This is a genomic window from Sporosarcina saromensis, assembly GCF_054901285.1.
Genome location: NZ_CM142738.1, coordinates 994,072 through 1,020,442, shown reverse-complemented (window position 1 = coordinate 1,020,442; position 26,371 = coordinate 994,072). Strand labels below are relative to the sequence as shown.

Here is a 26,371-nt window from a genome sequence, read left to right as displayed (position 1 = left end):
AAACCATTACACACGACGACGTTTTGGTGGGCGGCAACCGTTATGCGGAACCGGAGTTACGTCTCTAATAGCAGTTACTTCAAGACCTGCAGCTTGTAGTGAACGGATAGCAGCTTCACGACCAGCACCTGGTCCTTTAACAGTAACCTCCAAAGACTTTAAGCCGTGCTCCATAGCAGCTTTAGCAGCTGTTTCAGCAGCCATTTGTGCAGCAAACGGAGTTGATTTACGAGATCCTCTGAATCCTAATGCACCTGCACTAGACCAAGAAAGGGCATTCCCGTGGCTATCAGTGATCGTTACGATTGTATTGTTGAACGTCGAACGGATATGTGCAATACCAGTTTCAATATTCTTTTTCACACGACGTTTACGAGTTTGTTGTTTACGTGCCATGTCTACGAAAAACCTCCTTTACCTATTATTTCTTCTTGTTAGCAACTGTCCGTTTAGGACCTTTACGTGTACGTGCGTTGTTTTTCGTGTTTTGTCCACGAACAGGTAATCCACGACGGTGACGGATTCCACGGAAGCTTCCGATTTCCATCAAACGTTTGATGTTTAAAGAAGTTTCACGACGAAGGTCCCCTTCAACTTTCAAACCGTCGATTTGCTCACGGATTTTATCAAGTTCTGCTTCAGTAAGATCGCGAACGCGAGTATCTTCAGAAATACCAGCTTCAGCTAGGATCTTTTGTGCAGTTGTTTTACCAATTCCAAAAATGTATGTCAATGAAATGACTACGCGCTTATCGCGCGGTACGTCTACACCAGCAATACGTGCCATATAGATTGTGCACCTCCCTTTGTATTAGCCTTGTCTTTGTTTATGTTTTGGATTTTCACAGATTACCATTACTCGGCCGCGTCTGCGAATAACTTTACATTTTTCACAGATCGGTTTTACAGATGGCCTTACTTTCATCTTACCCAACCTCCTTCAATATTCCGGAGTTGCAAAAGTTTTATTTGAAACGGTATGTGATACGACCGCGTGTCAAATCATAAGGTGAGAGTTCCATCGTCACTTTGTCACCAGGTAGGATACGGATAAAGTGCATGCGGATCTTGCCTGAAACATGTGCAAGAATCGTATGACCGTTTTCCAATTCCACCTTGAACATCGCGTTCGGCAACGTTTCGACTACGGTACCTTCAACTTCAATTACGTCGTCCTTCGCCATCAATCCTGTCTCCCTTCTATATCCAATAAAGGTCTTAACCATCGAGCGGCAACTGTCGCCTTCAAAGCTTCCTTCAACATATGTCCGGATTGCATGAGTGATGTTCGAAAGACGTCTGTCACACTTCGTTTCCCGTTAGTCAGTCCCCGACTTTTGTTGTGGAAAATCGCATCGGAAAAGACACAAACGACAGGATTGCCGTTGGTGCACTCCAACTTTGCGGAATATTTCCGGACACATTCTACATTATATCCACCGAAATGAATATTTGCATGTACAACGTCCCAAAAACGTTCTACTAGTGGATGATCACCAATTCCTATACCGGGCACCATATGCTTTTGCAGCTCGTTAATTAAACGTTCTTTCCGTGCAATAGTGCGATGCTGCCCACAATATGGCGTGCATGAATTGCGTCCGGAAAGGATCACTGGCCACTCTCTTGTAAGATCGCGTCCAGGTCTTTAAAAACATCATTGATGTCTTTTTGACCATCTATATTCGTCAACACGCCTTTATTGTCATAAAACGCTAAGAGCGGTGCTGTTTGATTCATATTTACTTCCAGACGGTTCGTGACAGTTTCCGGATTGTCATCCGCTCGCTGATAAAGTTCCCCGCCATCCTTGTCACATACACCTTCAACCTTAGGTGGATTGAACTGTAAGTGGTAGGATGTGCCGCATACTTTACAAATTCTGCGACCGGTCAATCTAGCGATAAGTTCATCTTTTTCTACTTTGATGTTAAGCACATGCTCAATTTTCCGTCCCATGTCCAAAAGCAACGCATCGAGTGCTTCTGCTTGAGGAACTGTTCTTGGAAAACCATCAAGTAAGAATCCATTATCACAGTCGGATTTGCTTAATCGTTCACGAACGATACCAATTGTCACTTCATCAGGAACAAGAGCACCTTGATCCATGAACGATTTTGCTTTGACTCCAAGTTCCGTGCCTTCCTGAATAGCAGCACGGAACATATCGCCTGTAGAAATATGAGGGATTTCGTACTTCTCGACAATTTTGTCTGCTTGTGTACCTTTACCGGCACCCGGCAGACCCATTAAGACGATATTCATACGTCTTGCCCTCCATCCGTATTCAAAACAGGAAAACCTGAGTTGAATATTATTTCATGAACCCTTTGTAATGCCTTTTCACAAGTTGTGATTCAAGCTGTTTCATCGTTTCAAGGGCAACCCCGACGACGATTAGCAAGCTTGTTCCTCCAATTTGAAGGGACTGTGGAAGGCTAGCCAAGTTTATGAAAAGAATTGGCATGACTGCAACGACAGCTAGGAAAATCGAGCCGACAAATGTCAGTCTATACAAAGTGCTTGTTAAATAATCTTGCGTGTTTTGACCTGGACGAATGCCAGGAATATACGCGCCTTGTTTCTTCAGATTATCTGCCATGTTTTCCGGATTCACTTGAATGAATGCATAGAAATACGTGAAGGCAAGAATGAGTGCTACATACAAGATCATCCCGATCGGTTCATTGTAATCAAATGTCCGCGCGATGAATTTCGTAACACTGTTTTCTCCAAAGAAATTAGCAATTTGTTGTGGTGTAATGAAGAACGCCACCGCAAAGATTACTGGAATAACTCCTGCAGCATTCAATTTCAATGGCAAGTGAGTTTGTTGTCCAGCCGACGATTGTTGACGACCAGTCATGCGTTTTGCATATTGAATTGGAATTTTACGAAGTGCTTCTTGTACGTAAATCACTCCGACGATGATTGCTAATACAACAATCAACAACAATACCATCATTGCAATACGGATATACAACGCGTCACCCGCATCTTGAATTTGGGATGCATACAACTGTGACAATGACGTTGGAATTGCTGAGACAATTCCCGCAAAGATAATAATGGAAATCCCATTACCAACACCTTTTGCAGTAATTTGCTCACCAAGCCATAGCAAGAAAGAAGTACCCGCAGTTAACACAATCGCAATTACTACATATGTAGCAATTCCTTCATCTTTAATCAACGTACCACCAAACATTTGGTTGAATCCAAATGACATGGCAATCGCTTGAATGAAAGCAAGAACGACTGTGAAATATCTTGTAAATTGCGCAAGCTTCCGTCTACCGACATCGCCTTGCTTCGCCCATTCAGTAAACTTCGGAACAACATCCATCTGCAATAATTGCACAATGATGGAGGCAGTGATGTACGGCATGATTCCCATCGCAAAAATGGAGAACTGACCTAACGCACCACCACCAAATGTGTCCAAGAGGTTAATGAATGAGTTGTTTGACTGTTGTAAAGCCGTGGCATCAACGTTTGGGACTGGAACGAAAGATCCTAGTCTGAATACGATGAGCACTAGTAGTGTGAAAATGATTTTAGACCTGATATCTCTAACGCGCATAAAGTTGGAGATTGTCTGAAACATTAAATCACCTCAGTTTGCCCGCCCGCTTTCTCGATCGCTTCTTTTGCAGAAGCAGAGAATTTATGAGCTTTGACAGTAATCTTTTTCTCAAGAGTCCCATTGCCAAGAATCTTAATTCCTGATTTTTCATTGCTCACGATTCCAGTTTCAATCAACAATTCAGGTGTAACTTCGGTACCTTCGTCAAAACGGTTAAGTACGTCCAAGTTCACGATTGCGTATTCTTTACGGTTAATGTTCGTAAATCCACGCTTCGGAAGTCTTTGGAAAAGTGGAATTTGTCCACCCTCAAATCCAAGACGAACGCCTCCGCCAGAACGAGCGTTTTGCCCTTTATGACCTTTACCGGAAGTTTTCCCTGTACCGGAACCGATTCCACGACCAATGCGTTTACGTGATTTACGTGCGCCTTCAGCTGGTTTCATCTCGTGTAATTTCATCTTATCGGCACCTCCTTATTCTGAAAATCTAACTTATTGTTCTTTAACAGTGACTAAGTGGCTTACTTTATTGATCATGCCACGAATCGCAACATTGTCTTGATGCTCAACTGTTTGATTCATCTTACGTAGACCGAGAGCTTCAACTGTTTTACGTTGTGCCGGCTTTGCGCCGATGACACTTTTCGTAAGGGTGATTTCAAGTTTGTTTGCCATTGTGTTTCCCCCCTTAACCTAACAGTTCTTCTACGGATTTACCGCGCAATTTAGCAACGTCTTCAGCGCGTTTCAAATTCTTCAATCCTTCAATTGTAGCACGAACCATGTTAATCGGTGTGCTTGATCCTAAGGATTTTGAAAGGATATCCGTGATGCCTGCAAGTTCAAGTACCGCACGGACAGGTCCTCCGGCGATTACTCCTGTACCAGGTGCTGCAGGTTTGATAAGGATTGTTCCTGCACCAAAACGTCCAAGGATTTCGTGCGGAGTCGTTCCTTTAACCATTGGTACTTCGATTAAGTTCTTCTTCGCATCTTCGATCGCTTTACGGATCGCATCTGGAACCTCTTGTGCTTTACCAGTTCCGAAACCGACACGGCCGTTTTTATCACCGACAACGACAAGTGCTGTAAAGCGGAAACGACGTCCACCTTTCACTACTTTCGCTACGCGGTTGATCGTTACTACGCGTTCTTCGAATTCACTTCTATTCTGATCATTACGACGCATGAAATATGTCCCTCCTTCTTAATTAAAATTCCAGACCATTTTCGCGTGCTGCGTCTGCAAGAGCTTTAACACGGCCGTGAAATAAGTATCCGCCACGGTCGAAAACAACCGATTTGACATCTTTTTCAACGGCTTTCTTCGCGATCATTTCGCCAACTTTAGCTGCTGCTTCAGCATTCGCTTTAGAGTCCATTTCGAACCCTTTATCCATAGTGGAAGCACTAGCAATCGTTACGCCAGTTACGTCATCGATTAATTGTGCATAGATATGTTTGTTTGAACGATAAACATTCAAGCGTGGACGCGTTGAAGATCCGCTGATTTTCGTACGCACACGTGCGTGACGTTTTTTACGGACAGCGTTCTTATCTTGTTTCGTAATCATCGTGGTCACTCCTTCCGAATGCCTAAGCGGCATTATTTACCTGTTTTACCTTCTTTACGACGGATTTGTTCGCCTTCGTACTTAATACCTTTACCTTTATAAGGCTCTGGTGGACGTACTTTGCGAATGTTCGACGCTAGAGCACCAACACGTTCTTTATTAATACCGCGAACGATAATTTTTGTATTGGCAGGAACTTCAACTTCAATTCCTTCTTCCGGTGTGAATTCAACCGGGTGAGAGTAACCAACATTCAATACTAGTTTTTTGCCTTGAAGTTGAGCACGGTACCCAACCCCGATCAATTCTAGTGTACGTTCGAATCCTTTAGATACACCAACAACCATGTTGTCTAAAAGTGAACGAGTTGTTCCGTGCATGGAACGGTGTTCTTTAGAATCAGAAGGACGAGTCAACGTAATGATGTTGCCTTCTTGTTCGATTTTAATATCAGCGTTAAATGTATTTGTAAGTTCGCCTTTAGGGCCTTTAACAGTAACTTGGTTATTATCAGCGATTGTAACCGTTACGTTTTCAGGCACCTCGATTGGGCGTTTACCAATTCGGGACATCCTATTGCACCTCCATTCAATTGTTACGGATTACCAAACGTAAGCTACGACTTCTCCGCCTACTTGTTTTGCACGTGCTTCCTTATCAGTAAGGAGACCGTTTGACGTGGATACGAGGGCGATACCTAGGCCATTCAAAACTTTAGGTACTTCATTCGTTTTTGCGTAAACGCGAAGACCAGGTTTTGAAATACGTTTAAGACCAGTGATAACACGCTCGTTGTTTTGACCATATTTAAGGAAAATGCGGATAATGCCTTGTTTGCTATCTTCCACATATTCAACATCGCGAATGAAACCTTCACGCTTTAAGATTTCTGCGATTTCTTTTTTCATGTTTGAAGCAGGTACTTCAAGCTTCTCGTGGCGAACCATGTTCGCGTTACGGATGCGTGTAAGCATGTCTGCAATCGGATCACTCATTGTCATTACATTAACCTCCTTCCCAAGTTAGGGGATTACCAGCTTGCTTTTTTGACGCCAGGAATTTGTCCCTTATATGCGAGTTCGCGGAAACAAATACGGCAAAGTTTGAATTTGCGATATACAGAATGCGGACGACCACAGCGCTCGCAACGTGTATAATCTTGAACTTTGAACTTTGGCGTACGTTTCTGTTTTGCGATCATTGATTTCTTAGCCACGTTTTCGCCTCCCTTTAGTTTACTTTTGGAACGGCATGCCGAACTGCGTTAATAACTCACGTGCTTCTTCATCGGAGTTAGCAGTCGTAACGATGACGATATCCATTCCGCGTACTTTAGATACTTTATCGTAGTCGATTTCAGGGAAAATTAGCTGTTCCTTCACACCAAGTGTGTAGTTACCGCGACCATCGAATGATTTTTTAGAAACACCACGGAAGTCACGTACACGCGGAAGTGAAACTGCAATCAGCTTATCCAGGAATTCGTACATGCGCTCACCACGAAGTGTTACTTTAGCTCCAATCGGCATTCCTTCACGTAGACGGAAACCAGCGATTGATTTCTTCGCTTTTGTAACAACTGGCTTTTGACCGGAAATGATTGTTAGATCTTCCACTGCCGCGTCAAGTGCTTTAGAGTTCTGAACAGCATCACCAACACCCATATTGATGACGATTTTTTCTACTTTAGGTACTTGCATTACTGAACTATATTCAAACTTGCTCATTAGAGCAGGTGTGATTTCTTTTGAAAACTTATCTTTTAATCGGCTCATCAGTTGGACCTCCTTTCATCCATTACTCATTTATCCAGCGCTTCACCGGATTTTTTAGCAATACGAATCTTCTTGCCATCTTCGATTTTGTATCCAACGCGAGTAGGCTCGCCTGTTTTAGGATCGATTGGCATGACATTAGATACATGGATAGCTGCCTCTTGGCTGATAATTCCGCCTTGAGGATTTGCTTGGTTCGGTTTCGTATGTTTCTTTACGATGTTGATACCTTCAACAAGCACGCGATCCTTTTTGGGGAAAGCAGCTAAGATTACGCCGGTCTTACCTTTATCTTTTCCGGTGATGACCATAACTTTATCGCCTTTTTTAACGTGCATTTTATCGCACCTCCTTGATTGGCACTGTCATGTAATTAAAGAACTTCTGGAGCAAGTGAAATGATTTTCATGAAGTTGCTGTCGCGTAGTTCGCGGGCAACAGGTCCGAAAATACGTGTTCCACGTGGACTCTTGTCATCACGGATGATAACACATGCGTTTTCGTCAAACGTAATGTAGGAGCCATCTTTACGACGCACCCCGCTTTTTGTACGGACGATAACAGCTTTGACAACTTCACCTTTCTTGACAACGCCACCAGGTGTTGCTTTTTTCACTGTTACAACAACGACATCACCGATGTTTGCAGTTTTACGACCTGTTCCACCTAGAACTTTAATCGTTAACACTTCACGTGCACCTGAGTTATCGGCAACTTTCATACGACTTTCTTGTTGAATCATTGAGGCTACCTCCTCTCGGAATTTACTTTCCGAACGATATTAGATGATGACCGCTTTTTCGACTACTTCAATGAGGCGGAAACGCTTTGTAGCTGAAAGTGGACGTGTTTCCATAATGCGAACTACGTCGCCGATTTTCGCTTCATTAAGTTCATCATGGGCCTTGAATTTTTTAGAGTACTTTACACGTTTGCCGTATAAAGAGTGTTTTTTGTGTGTTTCTACCATTACGGTAACCGTCTTATCCATTTTGTCAGATACGACACGGCCTGTGTACACTTTGCGCTGGTTACGCTCAGTCATGGCTGCAACCTCCTTCATCAGTTATTTGCACTGATCTCTCTTTGACGTATTACAGTTTTCATGCGCGCAATCGATTTGCGAACTTCACGGATGCGTGCAGTGTTTTCTAATTGTCCTGTCGCTAATTGGAAGCGAAGGTTGAAAAGCTCTTCTTTCAGTGATTTTACCTTTTGCTCGATTTCTGCAGTTGTCAAGTCACGGATTTCTTTAGCTTTCATTAGACTCACCACCAATTTCTTCTCGTTTTACAAACTTGCTCTTAACCGGCAGTTTGTGAGATGCGAGGCGTAGAGCTTCACGAGCAACTTCTTCTGACACACCTGCGATTTCGAACATTACACGACCTGGTTTTACTACTGCAACCCAGCCTTCTACAGCACCTTTACCGGAACCCATCCGGACTTCAAGAGGCTTTTTCGTATATGGCTTATGTGGGAAGATGTTGATCCAAACTTTACCGCCACGTTTCATGTAACGTGTCATTGCGATACGAGCTGATTCGATTTGTCGGTTTGTAACCCAACCAGATTCAGTTGATTGAAGACCGAATTCACCGAATTGAACAGATGCTCCGCCTTTAGTAGTTCCGCGCATTTTACCACGGAATACACGACGATATTTAACGCGTTTAGGCATTAACATAATTAGTTGCCTCCTTCCTCAGAGTTCTTCTTCACTGGAAGGACTTCTCCCCGGTAGATCCATACTTTTACGCCAAGCTTACCATATGTAGTGTCAGCTTCAGCGTGTGCATAGTCGATGTCTGCACGTAATGTATGAAGGGGAACAGTACCTTCACTATAATGTTCCGCACGAGCGATATCAGCACCGCCAAGACGTCCGGATACTTGTGTTTTAATTCCTTTTGCACCAGAACGGATTGTACGTTGAATTGCTTGTTTTTGTGCACGACGGAAAGATACACGGCTTTCTAGTTGGCGAGCAATTGATTCTGCAACCAATTTCGCGTCTAGATCAGCACGCTTGATTTCTACGATGTTGATGTGTACACGCTTGCCAGTAATGTTATTCAAAGCGTTACGAAGTGCTTCTACTTCAGAACCGCCTTTACCGATAACCATACCCGGCTTCGCAGTGTGAATTGTAATATTGACACGCTTTGCAGCACGCTCGATTTCCACTTTGGAAAGTGCAGCGTCAACTAGGCGTTTTTCGATATATTCACGGATTTTTAAGTCTTCGTGTAAAAGGTTTGCATAGTCTTTTTCAGCATACCATTTAGAATCCCAATCACGAATGACACCAACCCGTAAACCATTAGGATGTACTTTTTGACCCACGAATTACCCCTCCTTCTTTTCGGATACCACTACAGTGATGTGGCTAGTACGTTTATTGATCGCACTTGCACGGCCTTGTGCACGTGGACGGAAACGTTTCATTGTTGGACCTTCATCAACGAATACTTCGCTGACTACAAGATTCTCAACATCCATTTCATAGTTGTGTTCAGCATTAGCGATTGCTGATTTCAATACCTTTTCTACAACCGGAGATGCCGCTTTAGGCGTCAGGCGTAGAATCGCGACAGCTTCACCGATTTTCTTGCCCCGGATAAGATCAACGACCAAACGGACTTTGCGAGGAGCAATACGGACTGTGCGGGCAGTAGCTTTTGCTTGTTGCATCAGATTAACCTCCTCTCAATTAACGTCTTGTTTTCTTATCGTCAGCGCCATGACCTTTGTATGTGCGCGTAGGTACGAATTCACCTAGTTTGTGACCAACCATATCTTCAGTCACATAGACAGGTACGTGTTTGCGTCCGTCGTAAACTGCAATCGTCAATCCGATGAAAGATGGGAAGATTGTAGAACGGCGTGACCAAGTTTTAATGACCTGCTTTTTCTGTGCATCTTTTTGAGCATCGACCTTTTTCATTAGATGATCATCTGCAAAAGGTCCTTTTTTCAAGCTGCGGCCCATGTAGAAACCTCCCTCCGTGATGATCGTACTACGGTCCTTTCAACGAACCGCAGTGTCACCACATTATTTTTTACGGCGACGAACAATAAGTTTGTCGGATTTGTTGTTTTTCTTACGTGTTTTGTAACCAAGAGCTGGTTTACCCCAAGGTGTAACAGGGCTTGGACGACCGATTGGCGTACGTCCTTCACCACCACCGTGTGGGTGATCGTTAGGGTTCATGACAGATCCACGTACAGTTGGGCGTTTACCCATCCAACGAGAACGACCTGCTTTACCGATGTTGATCAATTCGTGTTGCTCGTTACCTACTTGACCGATTGTAGCGCGGCAAGTTGATAAGATCATACGAACTTCTCCTGATTGTAGACGGATGATGACATATTTGCCTTCACGACCTAGTAGTTGTGCAGAAGTTCCTGCAGAACGTACCAATTGTCCACCTTTACCAGGTTTTAGCTCAATGTTATGGATAGTAGAACCCATTGGGATGTTTTCAAGTGGTAGTGTGTTACCTACTTTGATATCCGCTTCTGGACCTGACATTACTGTCATTCCTACTTGTAATCCTTTTGGAGCTAGGATGTAACGTTTTTCCCCATCAGCATAGTTGATTAGGGCAATGTTTGCAGAACGGTTTGGATCGTATTCGATCGTAGCAACGCGTCCTGGAATGCCATCTTTCCGACGTTGGAAATCGATGACACGGTATTGGCGCTTGTGGCCTCCACCTTGGTGACGAACAGTCATTCTACCTTGGTTGTTACGTCCGCCTTTACGCTTGAGTGGTTCAAGCAATGATTTTTCCGGCTTTGTAGCTGTAATTTCAGCAAAGTCAGAAGAAGTCATGTTACGACGTCCGTTGGAGGTAGGTTTGTATTTCTTAATCGCCATTTGTGTTCCCTCCTTCGTTTATTTACGTTTCAATTACATTTCGAAAAGTTCGATGTCTTTAGAGTCAGCAGTCAATGTAACAATCGCTTTACGACGTTTGTTAGTGTATCCTGCATGTTTGCCCATACGCTTGAACTTACCTTTGTAGTTCTGAACGTTGACTTTCTCTACTTTTACTCCGAAGATTTCTTCTACAGCTTGCTTAACGTGTGTTTTGTTAGCGCGCGTATCTACTTCGAAAGTGTATTTCTTAAGTTCCATTTGTTCTGAAGAACGCTCGGTAATGACCGGACGTTTTAGTACATCACGTGCTTCCATTAACCAAGCACCTCCTCAATTTTCTGTACAGCATCTTTTGTTACAACAAGGTTGTCATGTGCAACGATGTCAAGAACGTTGATGCCGTTAGCAGTAACTACGCTAACTCCAGGAATGTTACGAGCAGACAATGCTACCGCTTCATCTAAATCAGCTGTTACGAATAACGCTTTTTTATTAATTGAAAGATCTTTAAGAACTTTCGTGAATTCTTTTGTCTTTGGTGCATCGAATGTAAGGCTATCTAACACGATGATTTCTTCATCGCGAACTTTCGTAGAAAGCGCAGATAGAAGTGCCAAACGACGAACTTTCTTAGGAAGCTTGTAGCTGTAGCTTCTTGGAGATGGTCCGAATACGATACCGCCTCCACGCCATTGTGGTGAACGGATTGAACCTTGACGTGCACGACCAGTTCCTTTTTGGCGCCATGGTTTACGGCCACCACCAGCAACTTCCGCGCGAGTTTTTGCTTTATGATTACCTTGGCGTAACGATGAACGTTGTTGAACCAAAGCTTCAAATAATACAGCTTCATTTGGCTCGATTCCGAAGATCGCTTCGCTCAATTCGATATCGCCAACTGAAGAACCTGTTTGACTTAGTACGGATACTTTAGGCATTTTTGTTTCCTCCTTCCTTAAGAATTAGTTCCCTTTAATTGCGCTTTTCACTTGGATAAGTGATTTACGTGCGCCTGGAACGTTACCTTTGATTAGTAGCAAGTTACGCTCAGCGTCAACTCGTACGATTTCAAGGTTTTGGATCGTAATTGTGTCTCCACCAGTACGTCCTGGTAATTTCTTCCCTTTGAATACACGTTGTCCGTCAACCGCACCTAGTGAACCTGGTGCACGGTGGAAACGAGAACCGTGACTCATTGGTCCGCGTGAGAATCCGTGGCGCTTAATAACACCTTGGAACCCTTTACCTTTTGATACTCCTGTAATATCGACAATATCGCCTTCTGCGAATGTATCGACTTTGACTTCCTGACCAACTTCGTACCCATTAACGTCTCCGCGGAATTCGCGAATGAAGCGCTTAGGTGCCGTTTCAGCTTTAGCAACGTGTCCTTTTTCAGGTTTGTTTGCTAGCTTTTCACGTTTGTCGTCGAATCCAAGCTGGATTGCTTCGTAACCGTCCGTTTCAATAGTCTTCTTTTGAAGAACTACGTTTGGAGCAGCTTCAATCACAGTTACTGGAATGAGATCGCCGTTTTCAGCAAAAATTTGCGTCATACCGACTTTTCTCCCTAAGATTCCTTTGGTCATTTGTCACACCTCCTGAATTTGATTAGTTTTATTTTTATCGATTAAAGTTTGATTTCAATGTCAACGCCAGATGGTAAATCAAGTTTCATTAACGCATCAACAGTTTGTGGTGTTGGGTTAACGATATCGATTAGACGTTTGTGCGTACGCATTTCAAACTGCTCGCGCGAATCTTTGTACTTATGTACCGCACGAAGCACTGTATAAACAGATCTTTCAGTTGGAAGAGGTATCGGACCTGATACGCTTGCACCTGAACGTTTTGCTGTTTCTACAATTTTTTCAGCTGACTGATCAAGAATTCTGTGATCATATGCTTTTAAACGGATACGAATCTTCTGTTTTGCCATTACTTTCCCTCCTTTTCGCCTATTTTCTAGACATTCTCCACGAAAATTTCCCACACACATGCCATGGCAAAGCGGCCGGGTGTGTCGGCAACCTCTCGCTTCATCGCAGTCAAAGACCAACATTCAACATTATACACAAGGAAATAGAATCTCGCAAGTCTTTTGGCGAAATTCTTTCTCAAGCTTTTTTATTATAATAGGATATATTATTTTTTTCAACTGTTATGAGGGAGTAAAGATTGGAAATACGCGATTCGCTGCGTAATTTGATTGCTATTCAACTTGTCCAAGTTGAATTAGCTTCACACAAATGATACTTAATTTAATCAGTAGAATGAATGCGATGATACATATGAGATTGAAAATTACACTACGCGCCACCATCGAATTTTTTAAAACATTTAAAGCAAGTAGGAATATAGATGATAACTTGACGAAGAGTTGATCATGGTTGCGTATGACACCGCGTAAAGAGGAGATAATGCTTTTTATTTGTAGCTAGTGCTTTCATATAAACCGCATAATTCTTTAATTATCCGCATAATTTGTTAGATTTCAGCATATTTAGCTAGAAGAGCGCATAGTACTGTAGTTTTCCTCATGTTACTGCAAAACTCCGCAATTCTTGGAATCACTCAGCGTACTAGTGAGATGCAGCGGAATTCATATAGATGCTTTGACTTTTTAGTAAGGGTATTCTTTCGCGATATGATGATTTAGGTAAAAGTTGGCTTCGATGACTATTGTTTTCTTATAGAAGAACGGTAGATGCTTGGAGTTGCTTGGTTTATTAAAAATTGGTTAAGAAATTAGCACTTAATAGATTCAATCAATCATTTTGCTAGTACCGCGCGGCAGTTGGTTGATCGGTTAATTCTCTGGTCGCGCTAAATGGGTTTTGACAAATTAACGGTTTGGTTGAGAGGAATACTAATATGGAAGGATTTTGAGGGGTTATGCGGTGTTTCCTGTAGTTATGCGGCGTTCCTAGAAGTTTTGCCGCGTTTGAAGTGATTATGCGGCGTTCTGAGGAGTTTTGCCGCGTTTGAGACGATTATGCCGCGTTACAGAGAAATATGCGGCGTTTGATGGGATTATGCCGGGTTACAGGGGAATATGCTGCATTTGATGCGATTTTGCGGCGCTCTATGGAAATATGCTGCATGAGGCGAATATCCGACGTTCCTAGAAAAAACATTGTGATTTTATTGATTATAAGTCGATCGAAAAAGTTTCGTGCTTACTAGCATGTGTAATGAAGAATCTATGGAACACGCTAATCATTCTAAAACAAAAAACCCCGCATATGCGGGGTTTTAGTTTGAAAAGGATTACTTTTCGATTGTTGCTACAACGCCAGCTCCAACTGTACGTCCACCTTCACGGATTGAGAATTTAGTTCCTTCTTCAATCGCGATTGGAGAGATTAGTTCAACTGTCATTTCAACGTTGTCGCCAGGCATAACCATTTCCACGCCTTCTGGAAGTTGGATGATACCAGTTACGTCAGTTGTACGGAAGTAGAACTGAGGGCGGTAGTTAGAGAAGAATGGAGTGTGACGTCCACCTTCTTCTTTTGATAGAACGTATACTTCTGATTTGAATTTAGTGTGTGGTGTGATTGTACCTGGTTTAGCAAGTACTTGACCACGCTCGATGTCTTCACGTGCTACACCACGAAGAAGTGCACCGATGTTGTCTCCAGCTTCTGCATAGTCAAGAAGCTTACGGAACATTTCAACACCTGTTACAGTTGTTGATTTTGGCTCTTCAGTCAAACCGATGATTTCAACTACATCGCCGACTTTAACTACTCCACGCTCTACACGTCCAGTAGCAACTGTACCACGACCAGTGATTGAGAATACGTCCTCAACTGGCATCATGAATGGTTTTTCAGTGTCACGTGGTGGTGTTGGGATGTACTCGTCAACAGCGTTCATAAGCTCAACGATTTTCTCTTCCCACTCAGGCTCACCTTCAAGAGCTTTAAGAGCAGAACCTTTGATAACTGGTAGGTCATCGCCAGGGAACTCGTACTCAGAAAGAAGGTCACGGATTTCCATTTCAACTAGTTCAAGAAGTTCTTCGTCGTCTACCATGTCACATTTGTTCATGAATACAACAAGGTAAGGAACACCTACTTGACGTGAAAGAAGGATGTGCTCACGAGTTTGTGGCATTGGGCCGTCAGCTGCAGATACAACTAGGATTCCGCCGTCCATTTGTGCTGCACCAGTGATCATGTTTTTAACATAGTCAGCGTGACCTGGGCAGTCAACGTGTGCGTAGTGACGAGTTTCAGTTTCGTACTCGATGTGTGAAGTATTGATTGTAATACCACGCTCTTTTTCTTCTGGAGCGTTGTCTACGTCAGCGTATGATTTCGCTTCTCCACCCATTCTTTTTGAAAGAACTGTTGCGATTGCAGCAGTCAAAGTTGTTTTACCATGGTCAACGTGACCAATTGTTCCGACGTTAGCATGCTGTTTGGAACGATCGAATTTTTCTTTACCCATTATGGAATTCCTCCTTAAAAATATGAATGTTTTTAGCTTTATTGGTATGGAAGCTGAAGAGAAAATTCCCTTCAACTATCCATATCTTACAAGTAATCATCTAGAGAAACAAGGATGAATTGTTATTAAGCACCTTTATTTTTCTTGATAACTTCTTCTGCAATTGATTTCGGTACATCTTCGTAGTGATCGAATGACATGGAGAATACTCCACGACCTTGCGTGTTTGAACGAAGAGCTGTTGCATAACCGAACATCTCTGCAAGTGGAACCATTGCACGAACAACTTGTGCGTTACCACGAGCGTCCATACCTTCCACGCGACCACGGCGTGACGTGATGTCACCCATGATGTCGCCCAAGTATTCTTCCGGAATGATTACTTCTACTTTCATCATTGGCTCGAGAAGAACTGGGTTACATTTTGCAGCGGCATTTTTAAGTGCCATGGAAGCAGCAATCTTGAACGCCATCTCGTTGGAATCGACATCGTGGTAAGAACCATCGAAAAGACGAGCTTTTACATCGATTAACGGATAACCAGCAAGAACACCATTGTTTAGTGAGTCACGAAGACCAGCTTCAACGGAAGGAATGTATTCACGAGGAACAACCCCACCGACGATACCGTTCGTGAATTCGAAGCCTTTTCCTTCTTCGTTTGGAGAGAATTCAATCCAAACGTGTCCGAATTGACCACGACCACCTGATTGACGTACGAACTTACCTTCAACTTCCGCAGCGCTACGGAATGTTTCACGATAAGAAACTTGTGGTGCACCAACGTTTGCTTCGACTTTGAACTCACGACGTAGACGGTCAACGATGATATCAAGGTGAAGTTCACCCATACCAGCGATGATTACTTCGCCTGTTTCTTGGTCAGTGTGCGCACGGAAAGTTGGATCTTCTTCTTGCAGTTTTGCAAGAGCATTACCCATCTTGTCTTGGTCACCTTTTGTTTTTGGTTCGATTGCAACAGAGATAACCGGCTCTGGGAATTCCATGGACTCAAGGATGATTGGTGCTTTGTCGTCACAAAGTGTGTCACCCGTTCCAGTATCTTTTAAGCCGACTGCAGCTGCAATTTCACCAGCATGTACTTCAGCGATCTCTTCACGGTGGTTTGCGTGCATTTGAAGGATACGTCCTACACGCTCACGCTTACCTTTTGTAGAGTTCTTTACATAAGAACCTGATTGAAGAACACCAGAGTATACGCGGAAGAATGTAAGCTTACCAACGTAAGGGTCTGTCATAACTTTGAATGCCAATGCAGAGAATGGCTCTTCATCGCTAGCATGACGCTCTTCTTCTTCTTCAGTATCAGGGTTGATACCTTGCATTGAAAGGATATCAGTTGGTGCTGGTAAGTAATCGACAACAGCGTCAAGTACTAGTTGAACACCTTTATTTTTGAATGCAGTACCGCAAACTACTGGATAGAATTCTACCGCTAGAGTCGCTTTACGGATTGCAGTTTTGATTTCTTCTACTGAAAGCGTTTCGCCGCCAAGGTATTTTTCCATAAGATCTTCATCGAAGTCAACAACTGCTTCAATTAACTTCTCACGGTACTCTTCAGCTTGTGCTTGATATTCTTCAGGAATATCGCCCACTTCAACGTTCATACCCGTATCATCCGGATAGAAGTTTGCTTTCATTTCGATCAAGTCGATAATTCCAGAGAATGTATCTTCTGAACCGATTGGAAGTTGGATTGGATGTGCATTTGCTTGCAAGCGATCATGTAGAGTGCTTACAGAGTAAAGGAAATCCGCACCTGTCTTGTCCATTTTGTTTACGAAAACTAGACGTGGTACGCCATAGTTTGTCGCTTGACGCCATACTGTTTCTGTTTGCGGTTCAACACCCGATTGAGCGTCAAGTACCGTTACAGCACCATCCAATACACGTAGAGAACGTTCAACTTCAACTGTGAAGTCAACGTGACCCGGAGTATCGATGATGTTTACGCGATGACCTTTCCAACTAGCTGTTGTCGCAGCAGATGTGATTGTGATTCCACGCTCCTGCTCCTGCTCCATCCAGTCCATTTGGGAAGCACCTTCGTGTGTTTCTCCAATTTTATGGATCTTACCTGTGTAATAAAGGATCCGCTCAGTCGTTGTTGTCTTACCAGCGTCGATGTGAGCCATGATACCAATGTTACGAGTATTCTCAAGGGAGAACTCTCTAGCCATTTTGTATAACTCCTTCCGTTTCGGATTAAGGTGTTAAGAGACCATCCGATCTTACCAGCGATAGTGAGCGAATGCTTTGTTGGCTTCAGCCATTTTATGCATTTCTTCACGGCGTTTCACGGATGCACCTGTGTTGTTAGAAGCGTCAAGGATTTCATTCGCAAGACGTTCTTCCATTGTTTTCTCACCGCGTGTGCGAGAGTAGTTCACAAGGTAACGTAATCCGAGAGTCGTACGGCGCTCAGGACGAACTTCAACCGGAACTTGATAGTTAGCACCACCGACACGGCGAGCACGTACTTCAAGTACAGGCATAACGTTGTTCAAAGCAGCTTCAAATACTTCAATTGGATCTTTTCCAGAACGTTCTTTAACAAGTTCGAACGCACCATAGAGGATTTTTTGGGATGTACCTTTTTTACCGTCTACCATCATTTTGTTGATAAGACGAGTTACAAGCTTGGAATTGTAAATCGGATCTGGTAATACGTCACGTTTTGCAACAGGACCTTTACGAGGCATATTGTTTTCCTCCTTTCGAAATATTCATTTCGTAAGTATCATTAGTTTTTCTTTTCTTTAGGGCGTTTTGCTCCATATAGAGAACGGCTTTGCATACGGCCAGTAACACCAGCAGTATCAAGCGCACCACGTACGATATGGTAACGAACACCCGGTAAGTCTTTTACACGTCCTCCACGGATAAGAACAACGCTGTGCTCTTGAAGGTTGTGTCCTTCACCAGGGATATATGCGTTAACTTCCAAAGTGTTTGTCAAACGAACACGCGCATATTTACGAAGAGCCGAGTTTGGTTTCTTCGGAGTCATTGTACCCACACGAGTACAAACACCTCTTTTTTGTGGCGAGTTGACGTTTGTCATCGACTTTTTGAAGCTGTTATAGCTTTTTCCTAGAGCTGGAGCCTTTGAATTGTCCGATTTCGATTTACGAGGTTTGCGGACTAATTGATTAATTGTAGGCATTGGATTTCCTCCTTTCACTGTGCTTTTGTAAGACCACACATCCAGGTGGTTCATTTTTGGGGTAAAAACAAAGTCTTTGTGTTTCTAACAACACAAAAACTACTATACAGTAATGGCGACTACAGCCGTACCGACTTGAATGCCGCATGTTCGACCAAGCTTTTCCCTTGAGTCGACATAATTCACTTGGACACCTCGGAGTTTCGCTTCTTCTAGGACAGAAGCAACGAGTTTCTCTTCAGCATCTTTGGCAATAACGACTTCTTTTACTACGCCTGTCTTTATCGCTTTAACCGTTTGCTTTGTACCGATGATCGTCTTCTTTGCCTGTTCGACTTTTTCGTAAGACATAACGTACATCCTCCAAAGTACAGACATTCAACTATCAACCTTTTGTATATTATCATCTATCAATAGCTGTGTCAACAATAAAGAAGAAAAACGGGGAGGAGTTTTTTCTCCCCGTTTTCGTAACATTAATTTTCGGTTGCGACTGCTAAATCGTCACCTTGTTCCATTTGGATTTGGCGATAACGCTGCATCCCTGTTCCAGCTGGTACGAGTTTACCGATGATGACATTCTCTTTCAATCCGAGCAATTCATCTGTTTTACCTTTAATCGCTGCATCTGTCAAGACGCGCGTTGTTTCTTGGAACGAAGCTGCCGATAGGAATGATTCCGTCTCAAGCGAAGCTTTTGTAATACCAAGGATAACTGGTCTTGAAGTTGCTGGAGCTTTGCCGTTCTTTAACACTTCAGCATTCGCTTCTGCGAACTGATGAATATCAAGCAATGAGCCTGGAAGTAAATCTGTGTCGCCTGCTTCAATTACACGAACTTTACGGAGCATTTGGCGAACCATTACTTCTACGTGCTTATCACCGATTTCAACACCTTGCATACGGTAAACTTTTTGTACTTCTTTAAGAAGATACTCTTGAACAGTTGCAACATCTTTAACAATAATCAATTCTTTCGGATCGATAGAACCTTCGGTGATGCTATCTCCTCGATCGATCATATCGCCGACTGCAACTTTCAAGCGGGCATTGTATGGAGCGAGATACTTACGTGTCTCCACTTCACCTTGAATGGTAATCTCTTTTTGGCCTTCGCGGATTTCATCAATCTCAGTGACTTCACCTTTAATTTCTGAAATGACTGCTTGCCCTTTCGGATTACGCGATTCGAAAATCTCTTGGATACGTGGAAGACCGGATGTAATATCGTCCCCGGCAACCCCACCTGTATGGAAAGTACGCATTGTAAGCTGTGTACCTGGTTCTCCGATTGACTGGGCAGCGATAATACCAACTGCCTCACCGACTTCAACCGTTTCACCTGTCGCAAGGTTAATGCCGTAACATTTCTTACAAACACCATGTTTTGTATTACATGTAAATGCAGAACGGATTGTAAGTTTTTCAATTCCAGCATCGATAATTGCATTTGCAAGGTCAGCTGTAATGAGTCCGTCTTTCGCTACAATCACTTCACCTGTTTCAGGGTGACGGATTGTTTTCTTCGTATGACGGCCTTCGATACGTTCTTCGAGGGTTTCGATAATTTCTGTTCCCTCTTTAAGTGCACTTACTTCTAAGCCACGATCTGTACCACAATCATCTTCACGCACAATTACGTCTTGTGCAACGTCAACTAGACGACGCGTCAAGTAACCGGAATCGGCAGTTTTCAGTGCTGTATCGGCAAGACCTTTACGCGCACCGTGTGTAGAGATGAAGTACTCGAGAACCGTCAGACCTTCACGGAATGATGACTTGATCGGTAGTTCGATAATACGACCAGCCGGGTTGGCCATCAATCCCCGCATTCCTGCGAGCTGTGTAAAGTTTGACGCATTACCACGGGCTCCTGAGTCACTCATCATGTAAATCGGATTTGTATTTTCAAGAGAGTCCATCAGTTTGTCCTGGATGACGTCTTTCGCATTACTCCAATAAGAAATGACGCGATCATAACGCTCTTCTTCCGTGATGAGACCACGACGGAATTGTTGCGTCACTTTATCCACTTTACTTTGTGCTTCTTGTAAAATCTCATCCTTATTCGGCAAAACGACGATGTCGGAAATACCAACTGTAATTCCAGCACGAGTTGAATATTTAAATCCAAGGTTCTTCATACGGTCTAGCATACGAGAAGTTTCCGTAATATGGAACTTCTTGAAGATTTCCGCGATGATGTTTCCTAGAATTTTTTTACGGAACGGAAGGACAAGTTCACTATTTTGAATATGTTCCTTCACATTGACAGTCCCATCGATGAAATAGCGATCCGGCGTTTCGATTTGCAAGTTATGATTCGTCGGTTCATTGATGTACGGGAATGTTTCAGGAAGAATTTCATTGAAAATGAGCTTCCCTACTGTCGTCAATAGGAATTTATTATTTTGAGCTTCTGTAAATGTCGGGTTGTTCAATGATCCGGCATGAATAGCAATTCTTGAGTGAAGATGTACATGACCTGTTTGGTATGCAATCAATGCCTCATTCATATTGCTGAAGATTGAACCTTCACCGATGGAACCTGCTCTTTCCAATGTCAAGTAGTAGTTCCCTAATACCATGTCTTGGGAAGGTGTAACGACAGGTTTTCCGTCTTTCGGGTTCAAGATGTTTTGCGCTGCAAGCATGAGCAAACGTGCTTCAGCTTGTGCCTCTGCAGAAAGCGGCACGTGAACAGCCATTTGGTCACCGTCGAAGTCAGCGTTATACGCTGTACATACGAGCGGGTGAAGTTGAATAGCACGCCCTTCAACCAACATTGGTTCGAATGCTTGAATCCCAAGTCTGTGAAGAGTAGGGGCGCGGTTCAATAAGACCGGATGCTCTTTAATGACTTCTTCGAGTACGTCCCATACTTCAGAATGTAATCGTTCGATTTTACGCTTCGCACTTTTAATGTTATGCGCAAGACCACGTTCAACCAACTCTTTCATGACGAAAGGCTTGAACAATTCGATTGCCATTTCTTTCGGAAGTCCACATTGGTACATTTTCAAGTTAGGTCCAACGACAATTACCGAACGGCCAGAGTAGTCAACACGTTTTCCTAATAGGTTTTGACGGAAGCGACCTTGTTTCCCTTTCAACATATGAGAAAGAGACTTCAATGGACGGTTACCTGGTCCTGTTACCGGACGGCCACGACGACCATTATCGACTAACGCATCGACAGCTTCTTGCAACATACGTTTTTCGTTCTGCACGATAATACCAGGAGCACCTAAATCAAGTAGACGTTTTAACCGGTTGTTTCGGTTAATGACTCTTCGGTAAAGATCGTTCAAGTCAGAAGTTGCGAAACGACCACCGTCCAACTGTACCATCGGGCGAAGTTCTGGCGGGATGACAGGTAGTACTTCAAGAACCATCCATTCAGGACGGTTTCCAGAGTTACGGAAAGACTCGACGACTTCCAAGCGACGAATCGCACGTGTACGTCGTTGACCTTGTACAGTCTTCAATTCTTCTTTCAGCATTTCTGTTTCCTTATCCAAGTCAATCGCCATCAAAAGTTGTTCGATTGCTTCTGCACCCATAGCCGCTTGGAATTTCGAGCCGTACTTTTCACGGTATAGTCTATATTCCTTTTCAGAAAGCAGTTGTTTGCGTTCAAGTGGTGTATCTGCTGGATCGACAACTACATATGAAGCAAAATAAATAATCTCTTCCAAAGCACGTGGCGTCATGTCTAAGATGAGACCCATTCTGCTTGGAATTCCTTTGAAGTACCAGATATGTGTAACTGGAGCTGCAAGTTCGATATGTCCCATACGTTCACGACGTACCTTTTGTCGCGTCACTTCAACGCCACAACGATCACAGACAACGCCTTTGTAACGTACACGCTTATACTTACCGCAATGACATTCCCAGTCCTTTGTAGGACCAAAAATCCGCTCACAGAATAAACCGTCTTTCTCCGGTTTCAGTGTACGGTAGTTAATTGTTTCTGGTTTTTTCACTTCACCATATGACCAAGAACGAATCTTGTCAGGTGAAGCAAGGCCGATTTTCATATACTCAAAATTGTTTACATCTATCAAGGAGCCTACCTCCCTCTTATCTTATCTCCGCGATGGATTCTCATCAATATCGTTAAAATAGGGGAGTCTTCTTCAAAACTCCCCTATCCAATTCTGGTTACTATTATCTAAGCATCTATCCTACTTGCGATTCTGTAGGATTTCATTCTTTGACCATCTGCTGCAGTGACTTATACAGTTTGATCTTCAGCCATGAGATTCAATGCGTCAGTTGGTTGCATATCGTCGTCGTCATCAAGATCACGCATTTCGATTTCCTCGAATTCTTCTGTCAGCATTTTCACGTCCAAACCAAGACTTTGAAGTTCCTTGATCAATACTTTGAATGATTCAGGAACACCTGGTTGAGGTACGCTTTGTCCTTTGACGATCGCTTCATAAGTTTTCACACGTCCGACAACGTCATCCGACTTGACTGTTAGAATTTCTTGCAATGTATAAGCAGCCCCATACGCTTCAAGCGCCCATACTTCCATCTCTCCGAAACGCTGTCCACCGAACTGAGCTTTACCGCCAAGTGGTTGTTGCGTAACGAGTGAGTAAGGACCTGTAGAACGAGCATGCAATTTATCGTCTACCATGTGCGCAAGTTTAATGAGGTACATGACACCGACCGAAACACGATTGTCAAACGGTTCACCAGAGCGTCCGTCATAAAGGATCGTTTTCCCATCACGGTTCATGCCCGCTTCTTCCATTGTAGACCACACATCTTCTTCGTTCGCTCCGTCAAATACTGGAGAAGCCATATGGACACCTAGGTTACGTGCTGCCATTCCTAAGTGCATTTCCAATACCTGTCCGATATTCATACGTGATGGAACGCCTAGTGGGTTCAACATGACATCAATCGGTGTACCATCTGGAAGGTATGGCATATCCGATTCAGGCAAGATACGGGAGATTACCCCTTTGTTACCATGACGTCCGGCCATTTTATCCCCAACGGAGATTTTACGTTTTTGAACGATGTACGCACGGACGAGCTGGTTAACGCCTGGTGGCAGTTCGTCACCATCTTCACGATTAAACACTTTTACGTCTAGTACAATTCCACCTGCACCATGTGGCACACGTAGGGATGTATCACGGACTTCACGCGCTTTTTCACCAAAAATAGCATGAAGAAGTCTTTCTTCTGCAGTAAGTTCCGTAACTCCTTTAGGGGTTACTTTACCAACGAGAATGTCTCCATCGCGTACTTCTGCACCGACGCGGATAATTCCACGGTCGTCAAGATTGCGAAGCGCTTCTTCACCAACGTTTGGAATATCTCTCGTGATTTCCTCAGGTCCGAGTTTCGTATCACGTGCTTCTGACTCGTATTCTTCAATATGAATTGAAGTGAAGACATCATCTTTTACAAGACGTTCGCTCATAATGATCGCATCTTCATAGTTGTAACCATCCCATGTCATGAAGGCAGTGAGGACGTTACGCCCTAAAGCAAGCTCTCCGCTATCCATGGAAGGACCATCTGCTAGGATGTCACGTGGTTTTACACGATCTCCTACGCTAACAATCGGTCGTTGGTTATAGCACGTCCCTTGGTTAGATCGGATGAAGTTTTCAAGCTTATAAATTGTGAGGTCGCCTTTCACTTCTTTGCCGTCAACCGTTTCAATACGGCGAATGCGGATTTCTTTCGCTTCCACATGCTCGACAATTCCGTGATATTTTGCAATAACGGCAGCTCCAGAATCACGCGCTGATACGTGCTCCATACCTGTACCTACGAAAGGCGCCTCAGGGTTTAATAAAGGAACAGCTTGACGTTGCATGTTCGCTCCCATGAGTGCACGGTTGGAGTCATCGTTTTCCAAGAATGGAATACAAGCTGTCGCAGCAGACACGACTTGCTTAGGCGATACATCCATGTAATCGATCTGTTCACGTTTGAAGACTGTGTTGTCACCTTGGAAACGGCCAACAACTTCTTCATTGACGTATGAACCATCGTCGTTTAACAGAGCGTTCGCTTGTGCTACAACGTAATTATCTTCGATATCTGCAGTCAAATAATCGATTTGTTGTGTAACACGATTCGTTTCAGGATCCACTTTCCGATAAGGTGTTTCAATGAAACCGAATTTGTTCACTCGCGCAAATGTAGATAAGGAGTTGATCAATCCGATGTTCGGACCTTCCGGCGTTTCAATTGGACACATACGGCCATAGTGAGAGTAGTGAACGTCACGCACTTCCATTCCCGCACGTTCCCTCGTCAATCCACCTGGTCCGAGTGCAGACAATCTACGTTTATGTGTCAATTCTGCAAGCGGGTTCGTCTGATCCATGAACTGTGATAGCTGAGAGCTACCGAAGAACTCTTTAATTGACGCAATAACTGGACGGATGTTGATTAACTGTTGAGGAACGATTGATTGTGTATCGTTAATGGACATACGTTCTTTTACAACACGTTCCATACGGGACAAACCAATACGGAATTGGTTTTGTAGGAGTTCACCTACAGAACGAAGACGACGGTTACCAAGGTGATCGATGTCATCCGTGTTCCCTACACCATGTAGCAAGTTGAAGAAATAACTGATGGACGCAACGATATCCGCTGGCGTAACATTTTTGATGGATTCATCAATGCTCGCATTGGAGATGACGTTAATCACTTGTTTTTCTTCACTCTTAGGTGCGTAGATTTTTATCGTCTGAATCGTTATGTCATCTTCAAGAACTCCACCTACGTGAGAAATCTCTTCAATACCGACACCTTTTTCAAGATGAGGGAGTATACGATCTAAAGTCCGGCGGTCAATAAGCTGGTCTTTTTCAAGTAGGATTTCACCTGTTTCAGGATCCACAAGCGTCTCAGCAAGTGTTTGATTGAAAAGGCGGTTTTGCAAATGAAGTTTTTTGTTCATCTTGTAACGACCTACGTTCGCCAAATCATAGCGTTTTGGATCGAAGAAGCGGGAGTAAAGTAAGCTTCTAGCGCTTTCCAACGTTGGTGGTTCACCAGGACGTAAACGCTCATAAATTTCAAGCAACGCTTTTTCGGAGTTTTCCGTATTGTCCTTTTCCAACGTATTCCGTAAGTATTCATTATCGCCAATCAAGTCGATAATTTCTTGGTCTGTCGAGAAACCAAGCGCGCGAAGAAGAACTGTAATTGGTAATTTACGTGTACGATCGATACGGACATGAACGACATCTTTCGCATCCGTTTCGTACTCTAACCAAGCTCCACGATTCGGAATAACCGTTGCCGCAAAGCCACGCTTACCGTTCTTATCTGTCTTATCATTGAAATAGACACTTGGAGAACGAACAAGCTGGGATACGATAACCCTTTCCGCACCGTTGATGATGAACGTTCCGTTTTCTGTCATAAGTGGGAAATCACCCATGAAAACGTCCTGCTCTTTCACTTCTTCGGTTTCTTTGTTGTGCAAACGTACTTTCACACGCAATGGCGCAGCGTACGTAACATCACGTTCCTTCGACTCATCAACAGGGTATTTCGGTTCACCAAGCTGATAATCAATGAACTCCAATGAAAGATTACCTGTGAAATCCTGAATCGGTGAAATGTCTCGAAACATTTCACGTAGTCCTTCTTCTAAGAACCACTCATAAGATGCCGTCTGGATTTCAATCAAATTCGGCAGCTCGAGAACTTCATTGATCCGCGCGAAACTTCTGCGCTGACGGTGTTGACCATACTGAACTAAATGACCTGTCAACTCTTTCACCCCTCAAAACAATATTAGTCCTTTGCGAAATCATAAAAATAGTGTATGATATCGAAAAAACAAAAAGAAAACGAGTTCCGGCAAGAGCTCATTTTCGGTTTAACAATCTTTTAT

General features: G+C 43.4%; 35 protein-coding genes. All 35 read right to left on the bottom strand.

The genetic code is table 11. From position 1 onward, the window contains the following. Positions 1–6 precede the first annotated feature (6 nt). The 35 genes from rpsK to rpoB all read right to left on the bottom strand — a co-directional run bounded on the left by rpsK (position 7) and on the right by rpoB (position 26,257). Positions 7–396, bottom strand: a complete 390-nt coding sequence (gene rpsK / locus ACVHUV_RS05005; protein WP_239430248.1) for a 30S ribosomal protein S11 — start codon at positions 394–396, stop codon at positions 7–9. A gap of 25 nt (positions 397–421) precedes the next feature. Next, positions 422–787 (bottom strand): 30S ribosomal protein S13, encoded by a 366-nt coding sequence (gene rpsM / locus ACVHUV_RS05000; RefSeq protein WP_317943661.1) that lies wholly within the window; start codon positions 785–787, stop codon positions 422–424. A 24-nt stretch (positions 788–811) separates the two neighbouring features. Continuing rightward, on the bottom strand, positions 812–925 hold the full coding sequence (gene rpmJ / locus ACVHUV_RS04995) for a 50S ribosomal protein L36 (protein WP_076758849.1): 114 nt from the start codon (positions 923–925) through the stop codon (positions 812–814). 40 nt (positions 926–965) lie between these two features. Beyond that, positions 966–1,184, bottom strand: coding sequence for a translation initiation factor IF-1 (gene infA / locus ACVHUV_RS04990; protein WP_060203457.1), 219 nt, complete (start codon positions 1,182–1,184; stop codon positions 966–968). Further along, positions 1,184–1,615 (bottom strand): hypothetical protein, encoded by a 432-nt coding sequence (locus ACVHUV_RS04985; protein WP_371390417.1) that lies wholly within the window; start codon positions 1,613–1,615, stop codon positions 1,184–1,186. The genes infA and ACVHUV_RS04985 overlap by 1 nt, the downstream gene beginning before the upstream one ends. After that, entirely contained in the window at positions 1,612–2,265 is a 654-nt protein-coding gene (locus tag ACVHUV_RS04980; protein WP_317943664.1) for an adenylate kinase, read from the bottom strand. The genes ACVHUV_RS04985 and ACVHUV_RS04980 overlap by 4 nt, the downstream gene beginning before the upstream one ends. A gap of 49 nt (positions 2,266–2,314) precedes the next feature. Further along, positions 2,315–3,607 carry a preprotein translocase subunit SecY gene (secY, locus tag ACVHUV_RS04975; RefSeq protein WP_317943666.1) on the bottom strand — a complete coding sequence of 431 codons (1,293 nt, stop codon included), beginning with the start codon at positions 3,605–3,607 and terminating at the stop codon, positions 2,315–2,317. Further along, positions 3,607–4,047: a 50S ribosomal protein L15 gene (gene rplO / locus ACVHUV_RS04970; protein WP_317943668.1), complete on the bottom strand. Its 441-nt coding sequence runs from the start codon at positions 4,045–4,047 to the stop codon at positions 3,607–3,609. The genes secY and rplO overlap by 1 nt, the downstream gene beginning before the upstream one ends. Before the next feature lie 33 nt (positions 4,048–4,080). Then, entirely contained in the window at positions 4,081–4,263 is a 183-nt protein-coding gene (gene rpmD, locus ACVHUV_RS04965; RefSeq protein ID WP_317943670.1) for a 50S ribosomal protein L30, read from the bottom strand. 13 nt (positions 4,264–4,276) lie between these two features. Further along, complete coding sequence (rpsE, locus tag ACVHUV_RS04960) at positions 4,277–4,777, bottom strand: 30S ribosomal protein S5 (protein WP_317943672.1); 501 nt, start codon at positions 4,775–4,777, stop codon at positions 4,277–4,279. 22 nt (positions 4,778–4,799) lie between these two features. Beyond that, entirely contained in the window at positions 4,800–5,162 is a 363-nt protein-coding gene (rplR, locus tag ACVHUV_RS04955; RefSeq protein WP_317943674.1) for a 50S ribosomal protein L18, read from the bottom strand. A 32-nt stretch (positions 5,163–5,194) separates the two neighbouring features. Further along, positions 5,195–5,734, bottom strand: a complete 540-nt coding sequence (gene rplF, locus ACVHUV_RS04950) for a 50S ribosomal protein L6 (protein ID WP_371390416.1) — start codon at positions 5,732–5,734, stop codon at positions 5,195–5,197. 30 nt (positions 5,735–5,764) lie between these two features. Continuing rightward, positions 5,765–6,163, bottom strand: coding sequence for a 30S ribosomal protein S8 (gene rpsH / locus ACVHUV_RS04945; RefSeq protein ID WP_317943676.1), 399 nt, complete (start codon positions 6,161–6,163; stop codon positions 5,765–5,767). A 29-nt stretch (positions 6,164–6,192) separates the two neighbouring features. Next, on the bottom strand, positions 6,193–6,378 hold the full coding sequence (gene rpsN, locus ACVHUV_RS04940; RefSeq protein ID WP_020062302.1) for a 30S ribosomal protein S14: 186 nt from the start codon (positions 6,376–6,378) through the stop codon (positions 6,193–6,195). Between the two features lie 19 nt (positions 6,379–6,397). Next, positions 6,398–6,937: a 50S ribosomal protein L5 gene (rplE, locus tag ACVHUV_RS04935; RefSeq protein WP_317943677.1), complete on the bottom strand. Its 540-nt coding sequence runs from the start codon at positions 6,935–6,937 to the stop codon at positions 6,398–6,400. A gap of 26 nt (positions 6,938–6,963) precedes the next feature. Beyond that, positions 6,964–7,275, bottom strand: coding sequence for a 50S ribosomal protein L24 (gene rplX / locus ACVHUV_RS04930; RefSeq protein WP_317943679.1), 312 nt, complete (start codon positions 7,273–7,275; stop codon positions 6,964–6,966). 35 nt (positions 7,276–7,310) lie between these two features. Then, a complete protein-coding gene (gene rplN, locus ACVHUV_RS04925) occupies positions 7,311–7,679 on the bottom strand; it encodes a 50S ribosomal protein L14 (protein ID WP_317943681.1) in 369 nt (122 codons plus the stop codon). 39 nt (positions 7,680–7,718) lie between these two features. Then, positions 7,719–7,982 carry a 30S ribosomal protein S17 gene (gene rpsQ, locus ACVHUV_RS04920; protein WP_147057446.1) on the bottom strand — a complete coding sequence of 88 codons (264 nt, stop codon included), beginning with the start codon at positions 7,980–7,982 and terminating at the stop codon, positions 7,719–7,721. A 17-nt stretch (positions 7,983–7,999) separates the two neighbouring features. Next, on the bottom strand, positions 8,000–8,200 hold the full coding sequence (rpmC, locus tag ACVHUV_RS04915; RefSeq protein ID WP_009499049.1) for a 50S ribosomal protein L29: 201 nt from the start codon (positions 8,198–8,200) through the stop codon (positions 8,000–8,002). Further along, a complete protein-coding gene (rplP, locus tag ACVHUV_RS04910) occupies positions 8,190–8,624 on the bottom strand; it encodes a 50S ribosomal protein L16 (RefSeq protein ID WP_317943685.1) in 435 nt (144 codons plus the stop codon). Before rplP ends, rpmC begins: the two co-directional genes overlap by 11 nt. Positions 8,625–8,626: 2 nt before the next feature. After that, positions 8,627–9,283, bottom strand: a complete 657-nt coding sequence (gene rpsC, locus ACVHUV_RS04905) for a 30S ribosomal protein S3 (protein WP_317943687.1) — start codon at positions 9,281–9,283, stop codon at positions 8,627–8,629. A 3-nt stretch (positions 9,284–9,286) separates the two neighbouring features. Beyond that, complete coding sequence (gene rplV / locus ACVHUV_RS04900) at positions 9,287–9,631, bottom strand: 50S ribosomal protein L22 (RefSeq protein WP_317943689.1); 345 nt, start codon at positions 9,629–9,631, stop codon at positions 9,287–9,289. A gap of 19 nt (positions 9,632–9,650) precedes the next feature. Further along, the gene (rpsS, locus tag ACVHUV_RS04895; RefSeq protein WP_060203421.1) at positions 9,651–9,929 is read right to left on the bottom strand and encodes a 30S ribosomal protein S19; all 279 of its coding nucleotides are present in this window, start codon (positions 9,927–9,929) and stop codon (positions 9,651–9,653) included. A gap of 63 nt (positions 9,930–9,992) precedes the next feature. Then, positions 9,993–10,823, bottom strand: coding sequence for a 50S ribosomal protein L2 (rplB, locus tag ACVHUV_RS04890; protein ID WP_317943690.1), 831 nt, complete (start codon positions 10,821–10,823; stop codon positions 9,993–9,995). 33 nt (positions 10,824–10,856) lie between these two features. After that, positions 10,857–11,141 (bottom strand): 50S ribosomal protein L23, encoded by a 285-nt coding sequence (gene rplW / locus ACVHUV_RS04885; protein ID WP_248510330.1) that lies wholly within the window; start codon positions 11,139–11,141, stop codon positions 10,857–10,859. Next, a complete protein-coding gene (gene rplD / locus ACVHUV_RS04880; RefSeq protein WP_317943694.1) occupies positions 11,141–11,764 on the bottom strand; it encodes a 50S ribosomal protein L4 in 624 nt (207 codons plus the stop codon). The genes rplW and rplD overlap by 1 nt, the downstream gene beginning before the upstream one ends. Positions 11,765–11,788: 24 nt before the next feature. After that, positions 11,789–12,415, bottom strand: coding sequence for a 50S ribosomal protein L3 (rplC, locus tag ACVHUV_RS04875; protein WP_317943696.1), 627 nt, complete (start codon positions 12,413–12,415; stop codon positions 11,789–11,791). A 41-nt stretch (positions 12,416–12,456) separates the two neighbouring features. Beyond that, the gene (gene rpsJ / locus ACVHUV_RS04870; RefSeq protein ID WP_060203412.1) at positions 12,457–12,765 is read right to left on the bottom strand and encodes a 30S ribosomal protein S10; all 309 of its coding nucleotides are present in this window, start codon (positions 12,763–12,765) and stop codon (positions 12,457–12,459) included. Positions 12,766–14,096: 1,331 nt separating this feature from the next. After that, a complete protein-coding gene (gene tuf, locus ACVHUV_RS04865; protein WP_317943698.1) occupies positions 14,097–15,284 on the bottom strand; it encodes an elongation factor Tu in 1,188 nt (395 codons plus the stop codon). Positions 15,285–15,409: 125 nt separating this feature from the next. After that, positions 15,410–17,488 (bottom strand): elongation factor G, encoded by a 2,079-nt coding sequence (gene fusA, locus ACVHUV_RS04860; RefSeq protein ID WP_462086301.1) that lies wholly within the window; start codon positions 17,486–17,488, stop codon positions 15,410–15,412. Between the two features lie 51 nt (positions 17,489–17,539). After that, on the bottom strand, positions 17,540–18,010 hold the full coding sequence (gene rpsG / locus ACVHUV_RS04855) for a 30S ribosomal protein S7 (protein ID WP_207959161.1): 471 nt from the start codon (positions 18,008–18,010) through the stop codon (positions 17,540–17,542). Between the two features lie 41 nt (positions 18,011–18,051). Continuing rightward, positions 18,052–18,474: a 30S ribosomal protein S12 gene (gene rpsL / locus ACVHUV_RS04850; protein WP_317943702.1), complete on the bottom strand. Its 423-nt coding sequence runs from the start codon at positions 18,472–18,474 to the stop codon at positions 18,052–18,054. A 102-nt stretch (positions 18,475–18,576) separates the two neighbouring features. Beyond that, positions 18,577–18,825 (bottom strand): ribosomal L7Ae/L30e/S12e/Gadd45 family protein, encoded by a 249-nt coding sequence (locus ACVHUV_RS04845; protein WP_317943703.1) that lies wholly within the window; start codon positions 18,823–18,825, stop codon positions 18,577–18,579. A gap of 125 nt (positions 18,826–18,950) precedes the next feature. Next, a complete protein-coding gene (gene rpoC / locus ACVHUV_RS04840) occupies positions 18,951–22,544 on the bottom strand; it encodes a DNA-directed RNA polymerase subunit beta' (protein WP_317943704.1) in 3,594 nt (1,197 codons plus the stop codon). 170 nt (positions 22,545–22,714) lie between these two features. After that, positions 22,715–26,257: a DNA-directed RNA polymerase subunit beta gene (gene rpoB, locus ACVHUV_RS04835; protein WP_371390411.1), complete on the bottom strand. Its 3,543-nt coding sequence runs from the start codon at positions 26,255–26,257 to the stop codon at positions 22,715–22,717. Positions 26,258–26,371 lie beyond the last annotated feature (114 nt).

Bases quoted from the DNA above. Each gene is read 5' to 3' on its own strand.
- rpsK (WP_239430248.1), bottom strand. From the start codon at position 396: ATGGCACGTAAACAACAAACTCGTAAACGTCGTGTGAAAAAGAATATT.
- rpsM (WP_317943661.1), bottom strand. From the start codon at position 787: ATGGCACGTATTGCTGGTGTAGACGTACCGCGCGATAAGCGCGTAGTC.
- rpmJ (WP_076758849.1), bottom strand. From the start codon at position 925: ATGAAAGTAAGGCCATCTGTAAAACCGATCTGTGAAAAATGTAAAGTT.
- infA (WP_060203457.1), bottom strand. From the start codon at position 1,184: ATGGCGAAGGACGACGTAATTGAAGTTGAAGGTACCGTAGTCGAAACG.
- ACVHUV_RS04980 (WP_317943664.1), bottom strand. From the start codon at position 2,265: ATGAATATCGTCTTAATGGGTCTGCCGGGTGCCGGTAAAGGTACACAA.
- secY (WP_317943666.1), bottom strand. From the start codon at position 3,607: ATGTTTCAGACAATCTCCAACTTTATGCGCGTTAGAGATATCAGGTCT.
- rplO (WP_317943668.1), bottom strand. From the start codon at position 4,047: ATGAAATTACACGAGATGAAACCAGCTGAAGGCGCACGTAAATCACGT.
- rpmD (WP_317943670.1), bottom strand. From the start codon at position 4,263: ATGGCAAACAAACTTGAAATCACCCTTACGAAAAGTGTCATCGGCGCA.
- rpsE (WP_317943672.1), bottom strand. From the start codon at position 4,777: ATGCGTCGTAATGATCAGAATAGAAGTGAATTCGAAGAACGCGTAGTA.
- rplR (WP_317943674.1), bottom strand. From the start codon at position 5,162: ATGATTACGAAACAAGATAAGAACGCTGTCCGTAAAAAACGTCACGCA.
- rplF (WP_371390416.1), bottom strand. From the start codon at position 5,734: ATGTCCCGAATTGGTAAACGCCCAATCGAGGTGCCTGAAAACGTAACG.
- rpsH (WP_317943676.1), bottom strand. From the start codon at position 6,163: ATGACAATGAGTGATCCGATTGCAGACATGCTTACACGCATCCGTAAC.
- rplE (WP_317943677.1), bottom strand. From the start codon at position 6,937: ATGAGCCGATTAAAAGATAAGTTTTCAAAAGAAATCACACCTGCTCTA.
- rplX (WP_317943679.1), bottom strand. From the start codon at position 7,275: ATGCACGTTAAAAAAGGCGATAAAGTTATGGTCATCACCGGAAAAGAT.
- rplN (WP_317943681.1), bottom strand. From the start codon at position 7,679: ATGATTCAACAAGAAAGTCGTATGAAAGTTGCCGATAACTCAGGTGCA.
- rpsQ (WP_147057446.1), bottom strand. From the start codon at position 7,982: ATGACTGAGCGTAACCAGCGCAAAGTGTACACAGGCCGTGTCGTATCT.
- rpmC (WP_009499049.1), bottom strand. From the start codon at position 8,200: ATGAAAGCTAAAGAAATCCGTGACTTGACAACTGCAGAAATCGAGCAA.
- rplP (WP_317943685.1), bottom strand. From the start codon at position 8,624: ATGTTAATGCCTAAACGCGTTAAATATCGTCGTGTATTCCGTGGTAAA.
- rplV (WP_317943689.1), bottom strand. From the start codon at position 9,631: ATGCAACAAGCAAAAGCTACTGCCCGCACAGTCCGTATTGCTCCTCGC.
- rpsS (WP_060203421.1), bottom strand. From the start codon at position 9,929: ATGGGCCGCAGCTTGAAAAAAGGACCTTTTGCAGATGATCATCTAATG.
- rplB (WP_317943690.1), bottom strand. From the start codon at position 10,823: ATGGCGATTAAGAAATACAAACCTACCTCCAACGGACGTCGTAACATG.
- rplW (WP_248510330.1), bottom strand. From the start codon at position 11,141: ATGGAAGCACGTGATGTACTAAAACGTCCGGTCATTACCGAGCGTTCT.
- rplD (WP_317943694.1), bottom strand. From the start codon at position 11,764: ATGCCTAAAGTATCCGTACTAAGTCAAACAGGTTCTTCAGTTGGCGAT.
- rplC (WP_317943696.1), bottom strand. From the start codon at position 12,415: ATGACCAAAGGAATCTTAGGGAGAAAAGTCGGTATGACGCAAATTTTT.
- rpsJ (WP_060203412.1), bottom strand. From the start codon at position 12,765: ATGGCAAAACAGAAGATTCGTATCCGTTTAAAAGCATATGATCACAGA.
- tuf (WP_317943698.1), bottom strand. From the start codon at position 15,284: ATGGGTAAAGAAAAATTCGATCGTTCCAAACAGCATGCTAACGTCGGA.
- fusA (WP_462086301.1), bottom strand. From the start codon at position 17,488: ATGGCTAGAGAGTTCTCCCTTGAGAATACTCGTAACATTGGTATCATG.
- rpsG (WP_207959161.1), bottom strand. From the start codon at position 18,010: ATGCCTCGTAAAGGTCCTGTTGCAAAACGTGACGTATTACCAGATCCG.
- rpsL (WP_317943702.1), bottom strand. From the start codon at position 18,474: ATGCCTACAATTAATCAATTAGTCCGCAAACCTCGTAAATCGAAATCG.
- ACVHUV_RS04845 (WP_317943703.1), bottom strand. From the start codon at position 18,825: ATGTCTTACGAAAAAGTCGAACAGGCAAAGAAGACGATCATCGGTACA.